Here is a 20116-nt window from a genome sequence, read left to right as displayed (position 1 = left end):
AACGTCGTCACGAGATTCCGATCACGCATCGGCGATGCGAGAGGTCGAACAGCGGGTGCTCTGGACTGCGACATCGATCATCCATCACGCCAACAGGATTCGCCCGAATCAGAGTGGGATGAAGGTCGGCGGGCATCAGGCGTCGTGTGCGTCGATCACCTCGATCATGACAGCACTGTGGTTCGAACACCTGCGGCCGGGCGACCGGGTATCGGTCAAACCGCACGCCTCTCCGGTCCTGCACGCGATCAATTACCTGCTGGGCGAACTCGACGAGAAGTATTTGACCACCCTGCGAGAGTTCGGGGGACTGCAGAGCTATCCGAGTCGCGTCAAAGATCCGGATCCGGTGGACTATTCGACCGGCTCTGTCGGGATCGGTGCCACCGCACCCATCTGGGGCGCAATGGCGCGTAGGTACATCGAGACGACATTCGGTGGTGCGGGCACGGGCCGGCAGTATTCGCTCGTGGGTGATGCCGAACTGGACGAAGGCGCCGTCTGGGAGGCGATCGGTGATCCGTCGGTGGCGGAGATGGGCGAGATCGTCTGGATCGTCGACATGAATCGGCAGTCGCTGGACCGGGTGGTCCCGAACATCGCCGCCGGTCGACTGGAGAAGATGTTCTCCGCGGCCGGCTGGCAAGTGATCACTGTGCAATTCGGCGCACTACTGGAATCGCTGTTCGCGCGGCCCGGTGGCGATGCACTGAGAGCCCGCATCGTGCAGATGTCGAATCCCGAGTATCAGCGACTGCTGCGCTGTGCCGCCGATGAGGTGCGTTCTCGGTTGCCCGGGGATGGTCCGGGCGCGGAAGCGGTCGCGGCTGTCATCGCCGATCTCGACGATTCCACATTGCTCAGTGCGATCCGGAACCTTGGTGGGCATGATCTCGATGCGCTGGGCGCGGCGTTCGCGCAGATCGACGACACCAGGCCGACGATTGTCATCGCGTACACGATCAAAGGTCACGCCCTGCCCACCGAGGGTCACCCCCAAAACCACTCGTCACTGCTGACCGTCGAGCAATTCGCGGATTTCGCGGGGCAACTGGGGATGGACCCGGACAGGCCGTGGCAGCGCTTCGAAGCGACGGGCAGTGCCGGTCGGCTCTGCCTGCGAACTGCGGAGGCGTTGCGCCGCGAACCGGTCCCGGAGTCGGCGCCTCCGGCGGTACCCACCGACTTCGGCCGCACCCCATCGGGAACGTCGACAACCCAGGCCGCGCTGGGTCGGGCACTGCTCGATCTCACTCGCGAGTCACCGGATGTCGCCAAGCGTGTGGTGACAGTCAGCCCGGACGTGAGTTCCACCACCAATCTCGCCGGCTGGCTGAACAAGGTGGGTGTCTGGTCGACCAGTGAGCGGCGGGACTGGTTCGCCGACGACGCGCAGACGATGATGCACTGGACCGAGAACCCGACCGGTCAGCACATGGAGCTCGGGATCGCCGAGACCAACCTGGTCGGGTTGATCGGCGAACTCGGCGCGACGTGGAGCCGATGGGGGCAGCCGCTCTTCCCCATCGGAGTGTTGTACGACCCGTTCGTGGGACGTGCGTTGGAACCGTGGTCGTACGGCATCTACGCCGGCGGCCAGTCGATTCTCGTCGGCACCCCCTCGGGAGTGACGCTCGCCGCCGAAGGCGGTGCACATCAATCGATCACGACGCCCTCGATAGGTTTGGAGCAGCCCGATTGTGTCAGCTACGAGCCGGCGTTCGCGCTCGAGCTGGAGTGGGTTCTCCTATCGTGCATCGCGCGGTTGGGACGGCCGGGTGGCTTGTCGTCGTATCTGCGGCTGTCGACCCGACCCGTGAGTCAGTCGCTCGCCGCGGTGCCGGCCGATCCGGCCGCTCGTGAGCGTCGGCGACGGCAGGTGGTGGCGGGTGCGTACACCCTGCGGCCCGTGCGACAGCCCGCGGTCACGCTGGTCGGGATGGGTGCGGTGATCACCGAAACCCTTGCGGCAGCCGACCGTCTGGAGAAACAGGGAGTGTCCGCAGAGGTGATCTGCGTGACGAGCCCAGGTCTGCTGTTCGAGGCGCTGCAGGCCCGCCGCGGTCACAGTGACGCGCCGACCTGGATTCTCGACCAGGTCTTCGCGACGCACCGTGCGGCACCGATGGTGACCGTGCTGGACGGGCATCCGCACACCCTCGCGTTTCTCCCCACCGTCAACGGTGTGCCGGGAGCTGCGCTAGGGGTCAGTCGTTTTGGTCAGACCGGGTCGCTCGACGACGTCTACTCCTATCACGGGATCGATGCTGACGGCATCGTCGCGGCTGCCCTCGATGTAGTCGAGTGAGGGGTCATGCGATGACGGGTCGTCTGATCCGGCGCGAGGTCTGCCGCCGAGGTTGACCGCGACAAGCCCTGCGAGCAACACCGCGGCGCCGACGAGTTGCGCCGCGGCCATCGTCTGGCCCAGTAGCCACCACGACGCCACCGCGGACGCGACCACTTCGATCAATGCGACAAAGGACGCCGGGGTCGCGCCGAGGAATCGAACCGCCGTGACGCCGGTGACGTACGCGAGGCTCGTCGAGATCCCCGCGATGGCCAGCGCAACGAGCCACCACGGCACCGCGGTGTCGGCGAGCACGGGGGAGTCGGTGCTCATCGACATCGGTAGCAGGCCGACCGCCCCCGCGACTGCGATCACGGTGGTGCCGAGCATCAATCCACCGGCGGCGAGTGCGAGGGGATCAACACTCCCGCCGGCTCGCGAGAAGTCTTCGGTGGCGAGGATGAAATAGCTTGCCAAGCCCACGCCGGCGACAATAGCCCAGACCAGACCGACCGGATCGATGTCGCCGATCCCGCTGCCTCCGAGAATCACCACCACCAGACCGATGAGTGCGGTGACGCAACCGAATATGGTCAGGATCGTGGGCGTACGGCCGCGGATCAGCCAGTCGTATGCCACAACGAGAATGAGCCCCGAGTACTCGATCAGCAGTGCGACGGGAACGTCGAGGTAGCGGACGGCGTTGAAGAAGCTCAGTTGCACCACCGCGACTCCGAGTACGCCGTAAGCGATGACCAGGAGTGGCGACTTGGCGAGTTCGCGAAAGAGCCTGCGTCGCAAGAGAATGAGGGGGATGACGAGCAGTAGAGAGCCCAGGCCGAGCCGGGCCGCGGTGACTGCCGCCGACGACCACCCGCTGTCGATGAGACCTTTGGCGAGCGGGCCCGACGTGCCGAAACAGACCGCCGAGGTGACCGCGACCAGCAAGCCGTACGCGGATTTGCGGGTAGTACCCGAGGGGGATGCGTTGCTCACCGGGGTCTCCTCGGGATGATCGACTGCAAGTCAGTACCAATATCGATTACACTCCTTACAGTCAATCCGATCGGACGTAAGGAGTCAAATGCTTTTTGCTCATGACACCGATCTGGCGTTGATCGCGACAGCCGCGCTGATCAACACCGGCCGCGACGAGGTCGACACCATGACCACCGCGTCGCAACTGAGCGAATACCTTGATGAGCAGGGCTATTCGGGTCGCCGCGACGGAGACGATGCCGAGCTCGCCTCCGTGCGGAAGTTGCGGGAGCGGCTCGACACCCTGTGGTCGATGGACGTCGACGACGTGGCGCAGGAGGTCAATGACATCCTCCGAGAAGCCGATGCGCGTCCGTACTTGAGTCGGCATGACCACTGGGACTGGCACATCCATGTGACCGACGCCGAGGCTCCACTTGCCGACCGGATGGCCGCCGAGAACGCCATGGCCCTCATCGACCTCATCCGGACCGGCCAACTCGAACGGCTCAAGACCTGTGCCGGTGATGACTGCGAATCAGTGTTCGTCGACTTCTCGCGTAACCGGTCGAGACGGTTCTGCAGTGATGGTGGTTGCGGCAACCGGGCCCACGTGGCGGCGTACCGTCGTCGCCAGGCCGGAGCCTGACCGACCCCGCCGACCGTGCCTGATCCTGCAGCGTAATCTGCTCCACTTTCAGCAATCCGCTCCAGTTCCAGAGCCCTGGAACCGGAGCATCCTTCTGGAAGTGGAGCATCTGTCTGAGCGTCAGCCGTCACTCCAGTCGGAACAGCATCGTTTCCGCGGTGAGCCCGGGACCGAATGCCATGGCGCTGCCCATGCCTGTGGGGCCGCCTTGCGCGGCGCGCTTCATCATCTCGGCGAGCACGAAAAGTACGGTCGCCGACGACATGTTTCCGTAGTTCTCGAGGACGTGCCGTGACACCGCGAGCGCCTCGGAGTCGAGTTCGAGGGCATTCTCGACCGCGTCGAGAATGGTTCTGCCGCCAGGGTGGATCGCCCAGAGGTCGATGTCGTCCGGGGTACGTCCGGCCAGGATCAGCTTCAGATTCTCGGGGTTCAGCGCCTTACCGAGCTGGCCGGGGACCTTGCCGGACAGCACCATGTCGTACCCCGCGTTGCCGATTCGCCAGGTGATGAGGTCGCGGGTGTCCGGCACCATCACTTGCTTGAAGGTGTCGAGTTCGATGCCGGTGGTCTCCGCGGAGATCACTGCGGCTGCGCAGCCGTCTCCGAAGATCAAGAACGACAACATGGATTCGAGACTCTTGGGCTTCTGTAGATGAACGGAGCACAGTTCGACACTGACGAGGAGGACCTTCGCGCTCGGGTCGGCCCGAACGATGTTGTTCGCGGTCTTCAGGCCGGTGATACCGGCGAAACAACCCATGAAGCCGATCTGCGTCCGGTCGACGTTGGGGCTGATGCCGCAGTTCTTGATGATGTCGTAGTCGATGCCGGGAGAATAGAAGCCTGTGCAGGTCACGATCACCAAGTGGGTGATGTCGTCGGCCGCTGCACCCAGGCCCAGGCCGTCCACGGCGCGCTGGGCTAGTTTCGGGGCCTTGTCCTCGTACTCGATCATGCGCGTTTCGGTGTCGACGTCGCTGGGATTGTCCCCGTAGAAGGCCACCGGGTCCTCGACCGCAGACCAGCGGTGAGAGATGTGGGCGCGTTCGGCCATCCTCTTGAACAGCAGCATTTTCCCGCGGGCGTCGATCAGCGCAGGGGCGAACTCGACGAAGGTCTCGTGAACGTCCAGCTCTGGAACTGCAGTGCTTATCTGGTTTACGTAAGCGGTGACCATGGGATGATTTCCGAATCTCGTCTCAAAAAGCCTGGGGTAACCGTAGTCTCGCCTCGATGCAAACTAGGTTGAGGCAAACGTAGGTCCGTTTATGGCATTCGGCAACCCCACGGGTTGTCGAAACCAGGATGTTTGGCCGTGATGTCGGTCATTCGCCTGACCGTGGCGTCGGGAGGAGGTGGCCGGCAATCCGAGAACGGTCGTTGTCATGTGACAATCGGACCAACTCCCGAGGAGAATGACGAAGACTGATGCGAAAAGTGTTGTTGTGCAGCGCTCCGCTGACCGGACATGTCCAACCGATGATCACCATCGGCAAACAACTCGTCAGTGATGGTTCGACTGTGATGATGCTGACCGGCAGCCGCTTTCGGGAAAAAGTGCAGCAGGCCGGACTGGAACACATTGCGCTACCGGTGTCTTCGGATTTCGACGACCGCGATCTCGACGCGCAGTTCCCCGGTCGATCCCGGTTGCCGGGCATCCTTCGATCTCGCTACGACCTCGAGAACTTCTTCGCGAGAAATATCGTTGCTCAGCATCAGGCTGTGACGAAGGTGCTCGCCGAACGTGCTGTCGACGTGGTGCTCGCCGAGAACCTCTTCCTGGGATTGTTGCCGACCCTGACCGTCCGTGATGTCGGCTCGGCCCAAAAAGGTTCAGCCCAAAAAGGTTCAGCCCAGGAAGGTTCAGCCCAGAAAGGTTCAGCGCAGGTGAATTCTGCGCGGATAGGTTCTGTGTGTACGTCGCCGCTGATGGCGTCGAGCCGCGATACCGCGCCGTTCGGGCCAGGTCTTCCTCCATCGATCACGCCGTGGGGGATGCGCTGGAACAGGCTGCTGACCGCAGGTGCACGCGCGGTGGTGTTGCGCCGGGTTCAGCGGATTGCCGATGCCGCGGTGCGGGAAACCGTCGGCCGCGACGCGGGCTCGTTCGTCCTGGACTGGCCACTGCTCGCCGACGACATCTTCGTTCTCACCGCCCCGTCGTTCGAGTATCCGCGGCGCGATCTCGACGATCGGCTCGACTACGTCGGACCGGTGCTCGACACGGCAGGGGGCTCTCACGCCGCCCCGCCCTGGTGGCACCGGCTCGATGGACCGGACCCGGTGGTGGTCGTCACGCAGGGCACGCTCGACAACGGTGACATGGGCAGACTGGTCGAACCGACACTGTCTGCGCTGGCGCACACCCGTACGTTGGTGATCGCGACGACGGGCGGGCCATCGGCGGAGGCAGTTCGCGCACCAGGCGACAATTGCGTCGTGACCGAGTTCGTCCCGTTCGACATGCTGTTGCCCCGTGCCGATGTCCTGGTCACCAACGGTGGTTGGGGCGGAGTGCACTTCGCTCTGCGGCATGGTGTTCCCATCGTGGTTGCGGGGTCGACGGAGGACAAGAACGAGGTTGCCGCGCGGATCGTGCGGTCAGGCACGGGAATTCGGTTGCGCTCGACCCGGCCGGCCGCCATCAGGCGGGCGGTGCAGACAGTGTTGGACGATCCCGGCTACCGGGACCGCGCGGGGGCGCTGGCGAAGGAACTGGCCGTGCTCGACGGGGCGCGTGGCATCAGTGCGGCGCTGAACAGGCCGCCGAAGCGCACCTCCGGATCGCCTGCGCCGTGTCCTCCCAGGTAGTGATCGTCGGTGCCGGCCCGACCGGCCTGACGGCCGCCGCTCTGCTGGCGCGATACGGCATCCCCAGCACGATCCTCGAACGACGTCGTGGCGTGTATCCGTTGCCTCGCGCTGTGCACATCGACGACGAGGTGCATCGGATTCTTCAAGTTGCGGGCGCCGCTGACGACTTCGGTCCGCACGGCCGGCCTGCAGAAGGAATGCGTCTGGTCGATGCACGAATGCGGGTACTCATGAGGTTCGCGCGAAGTTCGCCGAACGGACACCACGGCTGGCGCGAGAGCACGATGTTCGACCAACCCGATCTCGAGCGGGCTCTGCGGGGCGCAGTGTCGCGCCAGCGGGCCGTCACCGTGCGCGAGGGCGTCGACGTCGAATCGGTCGAGGTGGGCGACGGTATGGCGACTCTTCAGGTGCGCGGTGCGCGCGGTCCTGAAGTTCTCACCGCACAGTTCGTCCTCGGGTGCGACGGCGCTTCGAGCGTCGTCGCGTCGGCCATCGGGCAGCAGGCATACGACCTCGGTTTCCGACAACGTTGGTTGGTGGTCGATGTGCGTTCTGCCGCCGACCTGCAGATGTGGCCCGGGGTGCACCAGGTGTGCGCGGGTGCGCAGGCATCGACGTTCATGCGTATCGGAGAAGACAGATACCGCTGGGAGTTCCGGCTGTCGGACAGCGACACCGGTGCGGGCGACGACGCGGACGAGGAGTGGGCACTGCGCGCGGTACGTGCTCAGCTGGGCGATGCCGACACCGACATCCAGATCCTGCGGACCGCGAGCTACCGGCACGCCGCCCGTGTCGCCAGGCACTGGCGCTCGGGTCCGCTTTTCGTCCTCGGGGACGCTGCGCATCTCACCCCGCCGTTCATCGGACAGGGCCTCGGCGCGGGCCAGCGTGATGCGATGAACTTGGCGTGGAAGCTGGCTGCCGTGATCGACGGCCGTGCCGACGAGCGACTGCTTCACACGTACGAATCCGAACGCAAGCCGCATGTGGTGCGGTCGGTGCTCGCGGCGACGCTGGTGGGGACTCTGATGAGCGTTCGGGGCACCGCCGTGCAGGCGGCGGTTCACACCGCTATGCGCGTCGTCGATTCCGTACCGGGAGCAGCATCGGCCGGCCCCGCCTTCATCTATCCGCGGGTTGGTCGCAGTGGCCTCCGGCTGCGAGAACGGGCGCGGCGCCAGAGCCGTATCGTCGGGCGGTCGGTTCCCCAGTTCACCTCGGCGGATGAACAGGGCGGGCCTTGGCGGTCCGACGAGATCCTCGGCTGCGGTTACGTTCTACTCAGCGATGGCCGCCCTGATACCGGACTGGCGCGGCGGGCGCGGGCGGTGCGTGCGCGGCAGTTGGACGTCGGCGACTTCGGGTCGACTGCACCTGCGATGCGCCGGTGGCTGCACACCAACGGAGCCCGCGCCGTGTTGATCCGACCTGATCGGGTGGTGTGTGCGGCGGTCCCGATCGCCTGACCAGGACGGGTGATGACCGCTGGTAAGTTCTTGGCCGTGACGTTCACAAGGCACGTATTCGTGGCGATTGCCGCGATCGTGTCGCTGGTTCTCGCTGCGTGCGGTTCGGCCCAGCCGGCCACGCCACCTGATGGTCCGTTGCCGACGACGTCGCCTGTCGAATATCCCGAACCCGGCGACGTTGTCGATTCGAGCGACTGGGTTTCGACCACCGATCTCGCCCCCGACCTGCGTGGCGTCCGGATGCTCTACCGCTCCACCGACACGAGCGGGAAGCCGAACGTCGTGTCGGGGACGGTGTTCCAACCGGAGGGGACACCTCCGGGCGGCGGGTGGCCCGTCGTGGCGCTCGGGCATGGGTCCACCGGGATCAACACCAACTGCGCGCCATCGCTGACGGGTAATCTCTACGGTCTTGCCCGACTGGTGACCACGTACCTGCGCGCGGGTATGGCAGTGACCGTCGCCGACTTCGCAGGGTTGGGTTCGGACAGCGGCCCGCACCCGTACCTCGATCCTTATTCTGCTGCGCGCACCATGATCGACTCGGTCCGTGCGATCCGGCAGATGTACCCGCAGGTGTCGACGTCGTGGGTGACGTACGGGATATCGCAGGGCGCCGGGGCGAGCTGGGCCGCGGACGAGATGGCCGCGTCCTACGCGCCCGAACTGCGGCTGAAAGGTGCGGTCGCGCAGGTGCCTCCCACGAGCAAGGTCCCGGTGGTCGAGCTGGCCGCGGCCGGGGCACTCACGCGGGAGCAACAGGGGAGCCTGCAGTGGATGGAGGAGTCCCTGGCCCGGCGCAATCCCGACATGAATCGGGACGACTACCGGCGCGGCGGGCTCGCCCAGCACTGGGATGCACTCAGCGCGTGCGCGGAGGTGTCTGACCGCGAGCAGGCGGCGAAGTCGATCTCGGCGCCGGACTTCGTTCCCGCGTCGCCTGCTGCCACCGCGCGATTACGCGAGTTGGTCCAGCAGATGGCGCTGCCACGGGCCCCGCTCAGCGCTCCGTTATTGGTCCTCTACGGCGGGCAGGACAAGTTCAACGACCCCGCGTGGACGTCGTCGGCCATTCGAGACCAGTGCGTTCTGGGTGGGCCTGTGACCGTCGATCTGCAACCCACTGCCGGGCACGGGACCGTGCAGACCGCGGGAATACTCCCGTATCTCGTCGACCGCCTCGCGGGGGCGCCCGTGCGGAATGATTGTCGACCATGACCGCTCCGGCACAGGCAGGCTCGAGGAAACCGTGGTTGTTGCTCTGCGGGGCAATCGTCATGGAGGTCACCGCAACCCTCGCCTTGCGCGCGACCGTCGATCACCCGGCGTGGGTGGCTCTGGTGATCCTCGGCTACAGCGGCGCGTTCGTTTGTCTGGCCTTGGTCTTGCGCGAGGGCATGCCGATCGGCGTGGCCTATGGGATCTGGGCGGCGTGCGGAGTCGCGCTCACCGCAGTGCTCGCAGCCCTGATCTTCGGTGACCCGTTCACCTGGATGATCGCTCTGGGAATCGGCGTCGTGATCGTCGGTGTCTTGTTAGTGGAACTGGGCTCTCACAAGGCCGAGACGTCGACTGTGTCGAGGGACCCAGAGCCGACTGCGTCGAGAGACCCAGAACCGGAGCGGCCCTGATGCAGTGGGTCTACCTCGCCATCGCGATCGTCAGCGAAGTGGTCGGGACGATGTCGTTGCGGGCGTCGGACGGATTTCGGAAAGCGTTGTGGCTCATCCCGACCGCGATCGGCTATCTGCTGGCTTTCGGGATGCTGGCGTTGACATTGGCCGAGGGGATGCCGGTGGGCATCGCCTACGGGATCTGGGCGGCGTGTGGTGTCGCGATCACCGCCGTCGTCGCGAAAATCTTGTTCGACGATCCATTGACCTGGCTGATGGGCCTGGGCATCGTGACCATCGCCGGCGGGGTCTTGATCATCGAACTCGGCGCGGCGCACCACTGAGTCCCGATCCTGGTGGGTTCTGGCGAGCGAAGGCCCAGTTCGCGGTCGCCAAAACCCACCAAGTCGGGACGTGGTCGGCAGCGGACTAGCGGGCGAAGTTCGCGCTGATGCGTTGCTGCAGGTAGTCCTCGGCGCTGATGGCCGGGTACTTACCGTTCGGGCCCTCGATCGACACCTCCCGGTTGGCCTGCGCGAAGAAAGCGATGCTGTAGCGAGAACCGCGATGATCGTCGGGCCCCGGGCTACGCACCCGGTGAAAGTTCGACGGCAGGGCGTCGTCGCTCCACCGCATCAGCATGTCGCCGATGTTGCAGGTGATGGCATCGTCCGAGGGCTCCACCGACGTCCACACCTGATCATCCATCTCCTTGCCGGGACAAACCTGCAGTCCGCCCTGCCCGTTGCGCTGGAAAAGCAGCGTCAGGCAATCGAAGTCGGTGTGAGCGCCTGCCCGCCACACCCCGGTGAGGTCGGCGTCGGCAGGCAACGCGTAATAGTGCAGCAGTCGTAGCGTGCTCTGGTAACTCTGCGACGCCGGATCATGTGCGCGGGTGAAGAACTCCCGATCAAATCCGAGTTTGTCGGCAAACAGTGAGAGCAGCTCCATCGCAAGGGTCCAGCAGCGGCGCTCGAAATCGAGGATCGTCTGCCGGAAGCCGGCGAGTTCGGCGTCGGTGGGCCACAGCCCGTCCATGTTCGACAACGTCACCTGGTACGACTCCTTCTGATCAGGAGTCCCGACCGACGGTCGCACTTGCGTCAAGCTCTCCCATCCCGAGTTGTAACGCTTGGGGCGAAGGGATTTGACGTCTTCAGGAAGTGCGAAGAACGCTTCGGCCATCGCGAACGCGTGGCGCACGTCGGCGAGATCGATCCCGTGGTCGACGACTTGGAAGAAGCCGATGTCGGTTGCTGCGGACCAGAGTTCGTCGGCGATCTCTGCGCGCCGGCTGCCCAGGTCTGCCAATGAGATGCGCCGCACCTCGCGGTCGCTCTCGGTGCCCAGTGCGCCCATACGGCGTTCACGCTGAAGTTCGGTCATGTCGTTTGTCATGCGGGCAGTGCCTTCCGGTGAAGAGATGGTCGCTCAGGGGATCGAGATGGCGGGGTCGGTGAACTGGTTGGTGAACAGTTGCTCGGCGGTCACGTTCTCAGGAACCCGGTTGCCGCCGGCGGCGAGGACCGGACGCAGGTCGTCGATGTTGCTCTGCGTACGCGCCTCGTCGTAGACACCGAACGACCCGTTGTCCTCGTTGGCGAGCAAACCCTTGTCTTTCAGCAGGTTCGCGCTGAAGGTGGCCTCGCCCTCGCTGTATGGGGAGTACGTCTGGTCTTGCGACACCACATCGACGATCACCTTGTTGGTGGCTTCGGGTGAGGTGATGTAGTCGACGCCGGATTGCTGGATGATCGGAACCAGTTTATCGAGGCATGGGGAGAACTCGGCAACCTTGTCCGCGCGTACCGAGACGTTCGAGGCATAGATGTCGTATCCCGCGTCTTTGACCAGGCCGTACGAGACGGGCTTGTCCCAGGCCGGGGTCTCTTCGGTGTAGGTGTACGGCTCGGAGTTGGCGAAACCCTGCTGCGCGATGGCCGGGTCGCCGACAAACCGGGACGGCGCGCCGTCGTAGCTCGTGTCGATCTGTGACTGCTTGAGCAGTCCCTTCGCGACCATCCACTGCGGGAAGATCTGATCCTTGGACACCACGACCGTGGCGTCGGTGGTCCCGACGTCTCCGACCGTCTTCCAGTCAGGATGAGTCGCGGGATCCCACATCAGAATCGCCGGGCTGTATTTGAGCAGGGGTGTCACGCCGACCACCTGTTGGTCGGCCGCCGCCGACACCAGCTGATCTCCATGCACCACACCCAGCATCACCGAGTCGTCGACATACATCTGCGAGGTCACGGACTGGAAACCGATTGCAGGGCCGCCTGATTTGAGAGTGATGTCGACTCCGGTGTCCTTGCCTCCGGCGACCAGCGGGCCGGTGACCGATTTGTCGTCGGTGTCGACGACGTATCCGGGTCCGAGCAGTCCGAACAGACCGCCCATGTCCGACTGAGGCTGCCACTGCAGCTGGACGCCGACGTTGGCGGGACAGACATCGGCGAGGCTCTGCGCCGCGGCTGCCGGCTCGAGGGACACGGACTCGCTGGGCTCGTCCGAGCCGTAGGCGCAGGCCGACAGACCGAGTGTGGTGAGGGCGATGACGGTGACACCGATGCGCCGGGTGCGTTGTGCTTTCACGGTTCTCCTTGGGGTGAGTTCGAACAATTGCATGTAATCATTTTTCTGTTGCAATGGTGTTAAGCAGCGGGCGACCTACCGTTCAGTACCTGCGAATACGTGGCAAAGCAAATGTTTTGCCTGCATAGGTCGCGCTGATGTCATCAACTTGTAACGTGGTGCAACGAAATCGTCATGCATGTAATAAATGATAGAAAGCGTTCGAAGGCCAGCCTGTTGCATGTATAGCCAAGCTCTTGGAGATGACGATGAAACTAGCCGACACGACGCGGGGAACCGACGCTCGACGGCTCACCAAGGATCTGCAGATGGTGTTCGCAGATGTGGTGAAGCAGTTCGACACCGGAACCGTTGCCATCGAGAAGGCGGACCTCGAAGTCCGACGCGGCGATTTCGTCGCCGTGGTGGGACCTTCGGGCTGTGGCAAATCGACCCTGCTGCGCATGGCCGCCGGCCTGGAAAGTCCCACCGAGGGCGCGGTGGCGGTGGCCGCGGATTCGGTGGGCTTCATCTTTCAGGAACCGACTCTGCTCCCGTGGCGCAACGTCCGCGCCAACGTGGAACTGTCGGCAGAACTGAAAGGAGGAGAACTGAGGCGTGACCGGCGAGGCAACCGCGCGGACTACAAACGTCGTGCCGCGGAGTCGATTTCAGCCGTCGGCCTCGATCAGTTCGCCGATCAGTTGCCGAACGCATTGTCCGGTGGCATGAAGATGCGGGTGTCGCTGGCGCGTGCCCTCACGTTGTCCCCGGACATCATGCTGCTCGACGAGCCGTTTGGTGCCCTGGACGAGATGACCCGCCTCGAAATGCAGGTGGAGTTGCAAAGGCTCTACACGACAAGGAAATTCACTGCGATGTTCATCACCCATTCGGTTTCCGAAGCGGTCTATCTCGCGAACAAGGTCGTCGTCATGACCCATCGGCCGGGAAGGATCGCGGCTGTGATCGATATCGACCTGCCCTACCCTCGCGTTCCGGAACTGCGCTTCGACCCATCGTTCACCGACTACGTGTCCGACATCTCGGCAACCCTGCACGGGAGTATCCGATGACCCTCACTGCCACCCTCGGCCTGCCTGACCGAATCCGCCCACGCAGCAAGGCGACGGCCAGAACTCAGACCCGTAGCCGAAACAACCGTCGCCTCCCGGGATTTGGCGCCGCGTTACTCTACCCGCTGCTGTCGCTGATCGGCGCTCTTGCGGCGTGGTCCGCGGTCAGCTACTGGGTGCTCACGCCCGAGCGGAGGTTCCTGCTGCCGCCACCGTCGGAGGTGCTGAGCAACTCGCTGCTGGACTGGTCTCACCTGCAGCCCATGCTCGCGGCGCTTGCCGTCACAGCTCAGGTGGCCATGGTGGGATTCCTGGTCGCGGTGGTGGTCGGCGTCGGGACGGGCGTGCTCATGAGCCAGGCCAAATGGATCGAGCGCATCATCTACCCCTACGCCGTGGTGATCCAGGTGATCCCGATCCTGGCGATCGTGCCGCTGATCGGGTTGTGGTTCGGATACGGGATGTCCTCGCGCACACTGGTGTGCGTTCTCATCGCAGCCTTTCCCATCATCACCAACACGCACTTCGGTATCCGGTCGGTGGACCGAAGTCTGCACGAACTGTTCGCCCTCTCGCATGCCTCACGCTGGGATCGCTTGGTCAAACTCGAATTGCGTGCTGCCCTTCCGACCATTCTGACCGGGATCCGTACCGCATCCGGACTGGTGGTGGTCGGTGCGATCATCGGCGACATGTTCTTCGCCAAGGGCAAGCCCGGCATCGGAACGCTGCTCGACGTGTACCGCGGACGTCTCCAATCCGACGACCTGATCGCCGCGATCGTGCTCGCGTCGCTGTTCGGCGTCGCCGTGTTCGCGCTGATGGGCCTGGTGTCGAAGGCCGCGGTCGGCAGTTGGCACGAATCCTCCAGCAAATCCTGAGACCCAGAAGAAGAGAGACATCCGCCATGTCCGCGAATCACTTTCACGTACCCACCATTGACATCAGCCCGTATCTCACCGGTCGGAGCGCCGACACGAGCCCGGAGTGTGCCGCCGTCGCCGCCGAACTCGACACCGCCTGCCGAGAGGTGGGTTTCGTCCAGATCGTCGGTCACGGAATCGACTCCACACTGACCGATGATCTGGCCGACGCGCTCGACGAGTTCTTCGCGCTGCCGCTGGCGGTGAAGAAGCAGTACCGGCGCGAGGGGGCCACCAACCGCGGATACTCCCCGCCGAAGTCCGAGTCTTTGAGCATGAGTCTCGGGATCCCCACCGCGAACCAGATGAACGACTTCTACGAGGCGTACACCGTGGGGACGGCGGCCGCAGAATTCGCAGGTCTCGACCTCCCCGACGCGAGCTATGCCGCCAACAACTGGCCGGAGGCGGCTCCGGGTTTCGAGCCGCGGGTGCGGCGCTATTTCTCAGGCGCCCAGCAGCTGTCGCGGACGTTGATGACTGTGTTCACCGACGCGCTCGGTCTCGAGGCGCACTACTTCGACACCATGGTCGACCATTCGATCGAGGTGCTCAAGATGAACAACTATGCGCTGCCCGAGGGGGACACCGAGTTCACCGGTGACCTCCAGGGAATGGGCGCACATTCGGATTTCGGGATTCTGACGATCCTCTGGGCCGATCAGGTGCCGGGCCTGCAGGTGCTCGACACCGATGGCCGGTGGCATGACGTGGCGCCTGCTGACGGTGCCCTGCTCATCAACCTCGGCGACGCCATGGCCCGGTGGACCAACGACCGCTGGATGTCGACGATCCACCGCGTCGACCCGCCGGTGGTCAACGGGCAGATACGCAGACGACGATCGGCCGCCTTCTTCTTCGACGGCAATCACGATGCCGTGATCGAGCCGCTTCCAGGAACCCTCACCGGCGGTGAGACCGGCTACGCTCCGATTACGGTGGCGGAGAACATCGCCATGAAGGTGGCCGGTCTGCGGACCGGTGCGGCGCCGACGGTCGACCTACGCGAAACAGCGCGCGTCGCTGCCGCCGGCAATTAGGTACGGGACAGGAGCGAGGACGTGGCTTCATCCGAGCGTGCACTGCTCACCGACTCCGTGCACGACGCACTTCAGGAGTTGATCTTCTCGGGCGAACTGGAGTCGGGCAGCCCGCTCAGTGTCCCGGCGCTGGCTGCGCGGCTCAACGTCAGTCGCACGCCCGTTCGGGAAGCGGTGCAACAGCTAATCTACGAGGGGCTGGCGTCGCACACCCGAAACGCGGGAGCCCGTGTCGCGTCGCTCGATGCCGAAACCTTGCGGGCGGTCTTCGAGGTCCGGGAGGTTCTCGACGGACTGGCGGCCTACACCGCGACGCGTACGGCGTCGCACGACACCGTCGCCCAGTTGCGCAAGATGGTGCAGATACAGTCCGAGCTGCTCGACGAGCGGGCCGATCAGCGGCGCGACTCGTTGCTGGACCTGCAGTTCCACACGTTGATCCGAGAAACCGCCAACAATCGTCCGTTGGGCGAGGCGCTGTCGAGATTGGACGGCCAGTCCCATCTGTTCCGGTCCGACGTGTGGACCGCCGATCTCAACCGGCGCCTGGCGGTGTCCGAACACGAGCGGATCGTCGCGGCGATCGAGGCAGGCGACGCCGAGGGTGCCCGCACAGCCGCGTGCGCCCACGTCGCGGGCATCTTCGTGCGTACCCAGCGGGTCTGAGGACCGCTCGAGTCCGGCCTACGCGGCCGACCCAATTCAGGAGTAGATCTATGAAATATGTTCTTCCTCATTCGGTTTCGCGACTTCGCGGCGCGACGCTGCCGGACGGGTCCGTCGTCGACGTCGACCTGGTCCGCCGCGGCGAGCACGTCGTCGTCTCCGCAGTGCGGGCGACCGATGAGCACGCACCTGACGCCGAGGGAAGCGTCGACCTACGCGGCTATGTCTTGATGACTGCGCCTGCCGAGCCACACGCACACCTCGACAAGGCGCTGTCGTGGGATGCGTTGCAACCGCCGCTGGGTGATCTCCATGACGCCATCGCCAACTGGAAGCAGGGGAGTGCGTCCTTCGACGAAAAATCGTTCCGCTTGCGCGCTCGGGAGGCCGCAATCAGCTTGGTGCGCAACGGGACCACTGCGGTTCGGTCGCACGTCGACATCCTGGCCGGCGACGATCCGCTGCGGGGCATCCGCGCCGTCGTGCGGGTCCGCAACGAGTTGCGAGGTCTGATCGACATCGAGATCGCCGCGCTGTGCAAGGTGTACTCGAGCGACGATCTCGTGTATGCCGCCCTCGATGCCGGCGCGGACCTCGTCGGAGGGTCGCCGCACAGTGCGCCGGATCCGATCGGTGACCTGAACAGGCTGCTGGACATCGCGGAGGCGAGGGGCGTCGGTGTGGACCTGCACACCGACGAGTTCCTCGAAGGCGATCATTACACGATCGCCGCCTTCGCCGACCGGGTGCGCGAGTGGCCCGCCGACCGGATCCGTACCGCCGGCCATTGCACCCGGCTGGGGACGATGGAGCCGGGCGAGCTGAAGGAACTGATTCCGCGCATCGTCGCGAGCGGATTAGGGGTGGTGGCGAACCCGATCACCAACCTCTACCTGCAGGGCCGCGATCACCCGGTGTCGATGCCCCGCGGTATCACCGCGATCGAACCGCTGCGAGCGGGTGGAGTCTGCGTGGCCGCAGGCGCCGACAACGTGCGCGATCCTTTCAATCCGATCGGTCGCAGCGACGCCCTGGAAACGGCGGCCCTGACCATCACCGCCGCCCACGTCCGTCCCGAGGTGGCGCTGGCGATGGTGACCGATGACGCGAGGACGGTCATGGGCCTGCCGCAGGCGGGTGCCAGGGTGGGTGCACGGGCAGAGTTTCTCGCGGTCCGCGGCACGAGCGTGCTCGACGTGATCGCGAACGCACCCGCCGATCGCATCGTCATCCACAACGGCGCCATCGTGTCGGTCAGCGAGACCCGAACCCGGACGGCGGCGCCGGCTCTGTAATCGACCGGCGGGCGCAGCTCTACCGGCCAGCTGCAATCTCTGTACCGGCAAGCCGGCAATTTCATCCTCGATCGCGTTGGAACAACGGGGCGCCTGGGAAGCTTGTGAGGTGAGTACCCGAGTACACCGAAGAACGAGGTAGGTCATGACCGACGATCGAACCCAGCTCACCGACGACACTGAGATCGCGCGACCGGGGCGTTTGAGAGTGCTGGCGTTCCCGGCGGTCGTGTACTCGTTCGCGGTGGTGATGATGGGCACCACGTTGCCGACTCCGTTGTATCCGGAGTACGAGCGTGAGTTCGGTTTCGGCAGTCTCATGACCACTCTCATCTTCGCCACGTATGCAGTCGGCGTGATCGCGGCGCTGGTAGGTGTCGGACAGTTCTCGGACACCATCGGCCGCCGCCCGATGCTTTATGCGGGCGTGGCCCTCTCGTTCGTGAGTGCTGTGCTCTTCCTGATCGGTGGCAGTGTCGAGATCCTGTTCGTGGGCCGACTCGTCTCGGGATTCTCGGCGGGCATCTTCACGAGTACCGCGACGGTCGCCGTCATCGAGGCGGCACCTCGCGGCAGACGCGGGATGGCAACAGCAGTTGCCACCGCGGCCAACATCGGAGGTCTGGGTCTCGGACCCTTGGTTGCGGGTATGGTCACCGAGTTCGCGCCGTACCCGACCAGGACGATCTTCGTGGTCCACGCGGTGCTCCTGATCATCGCGGGCATCGGATTGACGCTGGTTCCCGAGACCGTCAAGGTCAAAAAGGGTGCCCGTCCGACGTTGCAGCGGGTGAGCGTCCCGCCCTCTGTCAGAGGGATATTCACCCAGGCAGCGGTGGGCGCGGTCGCGGGCTTCGCCGTCGCAGGTCTGTTCACGGCGGTGGCCCCCAACTTCATGGCGAGCGTTCTGGAGGTCTCGTCCCCGACGATCACGGGACTCGTGGTGTTCGTTCTCTTCGCGACGTCGGCGCTGTCACAGATACTGACCTCCAAGGCACCGGTTCGCGCGTCCCTGCTCTGCGGTTATGTCGGGTTGATCGCGGGGATGACGGTGCTCATCGTGAGCCTGGAGACGGCGTCGCTCGCCGGACTGGTTGTGGGAGCGGTGATCGCCGGCGCGAGTCAGGGACTGCTGTTCAGCAAGGGCATCGCTGCCATCGCCGCCCGGGTCGAGCCCCATCGCAAGGCCGACGCGACGTCGGCGTACTTCGTCGTCGCCTACCTGGCGATCTCCGTGCCGATCATCGCGGTCGGGTTCGCCGCCGAGGCGTGGACGCTGACCACGGCCGGTGTCGTGTTCTCCGGTGTCGTCGCGGCGCTGGCGGTCGGCGCCCTCGTGGGACTGCTGACCCGATCGAAAGACGCGATCTGATCAGCTGATCGACTCATCGAGTGCACAGCGGAGATCGGCGATGATGTCGGACGGGTCCTCGAGGCCGATCGAGAACCGTAGGTGACCCCACGTCCGGAAAGTCTCCGGATAGGCCGCAACGCGGGGGCCGTCGGTGCCCACGTGCACGATCAGCGACTCGTCGTGGCCCAAGGAGACCGCAGAGGTGATCATGCGCAGGTTTGCCACGAAGCGGTTCTGGGTCTCGGGGTCGCCGCGCACCGCAAAAGCCATCATCGCCCCGAAACCGCGGTCACCGAACTGCCGGACCGCGACGTCGTGCTGCGGATGTGACGGCAGCCCCGGGTAGGCCACGTAGGCGACCCGCTCGTCGGCCTCGAGGAACTCGGCCACCTGCCGGGCCGAATCGAGGTGGCGGGCCAGCCGCAGCGGCAGCGTGATGGCGCCGCGACTGATCAGCCACGCGTTGAACGGCGAGATCACCCCTCCCACATCGACCATCGCGTTCGACTTGATGGGCGCGATCAATTCTCGCCTGCCCACCACCGCACCGCCCATCGCGTCGCCGTGACCGTTGTAATACTTCGTCAACGAGTGGACCGCCAGATCTGCGCCGTCGGCGATCGGCCGATAGAGCGGCGGCGGAGTGAATGTGGAGTCCACAGACAACAGGGCGCCGCCGGCATGCGCGATCTCGGCGACGGCGGCGATGTCGGTCACCTTGGTCGTCGGGTTGGCGATGGCCTCGACGTGCACGAGTTTGGTGGTGGGGCGCATCGCCACCCGTACCGCGCCCGGATCGGACGCATCGACGAACGTGGCCTCGATGCCATACTTCTGCGGTAGCAATTCGGTGAACAACCGCCACGTTGCCTCGTAGGTCACGTCGGCCACGACGATGTGGTCGCCGGTGTTCAGGTACGTGAAGAACACCGCGTGGAGCGCAGCGACTCCGGACGCGAGCGCCACCGCATCTTCGGCCTCCTCGAGGGCGGCGAGTTTGTCCTGCAATGCAATCTGATTCGCGCCCGAGTTGCGGGTGTAGAGCGGTATGTCGGTGCCCGACCAGCTGACGTTCGACGGATCATCAGGCAACGCATAGGAATTGGCCATGACGATGGGCGTACGAATCGCTCCGGATCCTTTGTCGACGCTGTTGCCGGCGTGCACGGCGCGACTGCCGATAGCCAACGTTGACGGGATCTCGTTATCTGGGCGGGACATCGCATCAGATTACCGAGTCTGTTGCCGAAGTCGGAGGATGTGTGACTTCCTTCGGCTTCTGTCAGGTCCTCCGGTTGTAGTCGGAGGATGTCGCGATTGTCGGAGGAGCTGTGATGTCCTCCGGTTTTAGTGGGGTTGT

Annotated in this window: 18 protein-coding genes; 13 read left to right on the top strand and 5 right to left on the bottom strand. The window is 64.8% G+C overall.

Annotated features, from left to right (window positions below):
- Positions 1-34: 34 nt before the first annotated feature.
- Positions 35-2308: a pyruvate dehydrogenase gene (locus tag BFL43_RS21200; protein WP_240498401.1), complete on the top strand. Its 2274-nt coding sequence runs from the start codon at positions 35-37 to the stop codon at positions 2306-2308.
- Here the strand turns inward: BFL43_RS21200 and BFL43_RS21195 are convergent.
- Entirely contained in the window at positions 2201-3286 is a 1086-nt protein-coding gene (locus tag BFL43_RS21195) for an EamA family transporter (RefSeq protein WP_084894457.1), read from the bottom strand. The two genes, BFL43_RS21200 and BFL43_RS21195, sit on opposite strands and share 108 nt — an antisense overlap.
- An 88-nt stretch (positions 3287-3374) precedes the next feature.
- Here BFL43_RS21195 and BFL43_RS21190 point away from each other — a divergent pair, with 88 nt between their 5' ends.
- On the top strand, positions 3375-3917 hold the full coding sequence (locus tag BFL43_RS21190) for a CGNR zinc finger domain-containing protein (protein WP_084894456.1): 543 nt from the start codon (positions 3375-3377) through the stop codon (positions 3915-3917).
- A 127-nt stretch (positions 3918-4044) separates the two neighbouring features.
- On the opposite strand, the gene BFL43_RS21185 is transcribed toward BFL43_RS21190, so the two are convergent.
- Positions 4045-5097: a type III polyketide synthase gene (locus BFL43_RS21185; RefSeq protein WP_084894454.1), complete on the bottom strand. Its 1053-nt coding sequence runs from the start codon at positions 5095-5097 to the stop codon at positions 4045-4047.
- 251 nt (positions 5098-5348) lie between these two features.
- On the opposite strand from BFL43_RS21185, the gene BFL43_RS29060 reads away from it, so the two are divergent.
- The 5 genes from BFL43_RS29060 to BFL43_RS21165 are packed head-to-tail and all read left to right on the top strand — an operon-like array spanning position 5349 to position 10169.
- The gene (locus BFL43_RS29060; protein WP_168176692.1) at positions 5349-6734 is read left to right on the top strand and encodes a nucleotide disphospho-sugar-binding domain-containing protein; all 1386 of its coding nucleotides are present in this window, start codon (positions 5349-5351) and stop codon (positions 6732-6734) included.
- Positions 6719-8209: a bifunctional 3-(3-hydroxy-phenyl)propionate/3-hydroxycinnamic acid hydroxylase gene (locus BFL43_RS21180; protein WP_168176691.1), complete on the top strand. Its 1491-nt coding sequence runs from the start codon at positions 6719-6721 to the stop codon at positions 8207-8209. The genes BFL43_RS29060 and BFL43_RS21180 overlap by 16 nt, the downstream gene beginning before the upstream one ends.
- A gap of 12 nt (positions 8210-8221) precedes the next feature.
- On the top strand, positions 8222-9430 hold the full coding sequence (locus BFL43_RS21175) for a lipase family protein (RefSeq protein ID WP_084894451.1): 1209 nt from the start codon (positions 8222-8224) through the stop codon (positions 9428-9430).
- Complete coding sequence (locus BFL43_RS21170; RefSeq protein WP_084894449.1) at positions 9427-9843, top strand: SMR family transporter; 417 nt, start codon at positions 9427-9429, stop codon at positions 9841-9843. The genes BFL43_RS21175 and BFL43_RS21170 overlap by 4 nt, the downstream gene beginning before the upstream one ends.
- Positions 9843-10169 carry a multidrug efflux SMR transporter gene (locus tag BFL43_RS21165; protein WP_084894447.1) on the top strand — a complete coding sequence of 109 codons (327 nt, stop codon included), beginning with the start codon at positions 9843-9845 and terminating at the stop codon, positions 10167-10169. Before BFL43_RS21170 ends, BFL43_RS21165 begins: the two co-directional genes overlap by 1 nt.
- 85 nt (positions 10170-10254) lie before the next feature.
- Here the strand turns inward: BFL43_RS21165 and BFL43_RS21160 are convergent, their stop codons facing one another.
- A complete protein-coding gene (locus BFL43_RS21160; protein WP_084894446.1) occupies positions 10255-11223 on the bottom strand; it encodes a 2OG-Fe(II) oxygenase family protein in 969 nt (322 codons plus the stop codon).
- A gap of 33 nt (positions 11224-11256) precedes the next feature.
- The gene (locus BFL43_RS21155) at positions 11257-12456 is read right to left on the bottom strand and encodes a nitrate ABC transporter substrate-binding protein (RefSeq protein ID WP_084894553.1); all 1200 of its coding nucleotides are present in this window, start codon (positions 12454-12456) and stop codon (positions 11257-11259) included.
- Positions 12457-12671: 215 nt separating this feature from the next.
- On the opposite strand from BFL43_RS21155, the gene BFL43_RS21150 reads away from it, so the two are divergent.
- The 6 genes from BFL43_RS21150 to BFL43_RS21125 all read left to right on the top strand — a co-directional run bounded on the left by BFL43_RS21150 (position 12672) and on the right by BFL43_RS21125 (position 18774).
- Positions 12672-13478, top strand: coding sequence for an ABC transporter ATP-binding protein (locus tag BFL43_RS21150; protein WP_084894552.1), 807 nt, complete (start codon positions 12672-12674; stop codon positions 13476-13478).
- Positions 13475-14359: an ABC transporter permease gene (locus BFL43_RS21145; RefSeq protein WP_084894444.1), complete on the top strand. Its 885-nt coding sequence runs from the start codon at positions 13475-13477 to the stop codon at positions 14357-14359. The genes BFL43_RS21150 and BFL43_RS21145 overlap by 4 nt, the downstream gene beginning before the upstream one ends.
- 26 nt (positions 14360-14385) lie before the next feature.
- Positions 14386-15441 carry a 2-oxoglutarate and iron-dependent oxygenase domain-containing protein gene (locus tag BFL43_RS21140; RefSeq protein ID WP_084894442.1) on the top strand — a complete coding sequence of 352 codons (1056 nt, stop codon included), beginning with the start codon at positions 14386-14388 and terminating at the stop codon, positions 15439-15441.
- A 21-nt stretch (positions 15442-15462) separates the two neighbouring features.
- Positions 15463-16107, top strand: a complete 645-nt coding sequence (locus BFL43_RS21135) for a GntR family transcriptional regulator (protein WP_084894440.1) — start codon at positions 15463-15465, stop codon at positions 16105-16107.
- Between the two features lie 50 nt (positions 16108-16157).
- Positions 16158-17402 (top strand): amidohydrolase family protein, encoded by a 1245-nt coding sequence (locus BFL43_RS21130; protein WP_084894437.1) that lies wholly within the window; start codon positions 16158-16160, stop codon positions 17400-17402.
- Between the two features lie 145 nt (positions 17403-17547).
- Complete coding sequence (locus BFL43_RS21125) at positions 17548-18774, top strand: MFS transporter (RefSeq protein ID WP_084894435.1); 1227 nt, start codon at positions 17548-17550, stop codon at positions 18772-18774.
- Here the strand turns inward: BFL43_RS21125 and BFL43_RS21120 are convergent, their stop codons facing one another.
- The gene (locus BFL43_RS21120; protein WP_084894433.1) at positions 18775-19977 is read right to left on the bottom strand and encodes an aminotransferase class I/II-fold pyridoxal phosphate-dependent enzyme; all 1203 of its coding nucleotides are present in this window, start codon (positions 19975-19977) and stop codon (positions 18775-18777) included. It abuts the gene before it with no gap.
- Between the last annotated feature and the right edge of the window lie 139 nt (positions 19978-20116).

The sequence above is a fragment of the Williamsia sp. 1135 genome (assembly GCF_002095395.1).
GTDB lineage: Bacteria > Actinomycetota > Actinomycetes > Mycobacteriales > Mycobacteriaceae > Williamsia.
Note: the sequence above shows the minus strand (reverse complement) of the source record. Positions and strands in the feature narration are given on the sequence as shown.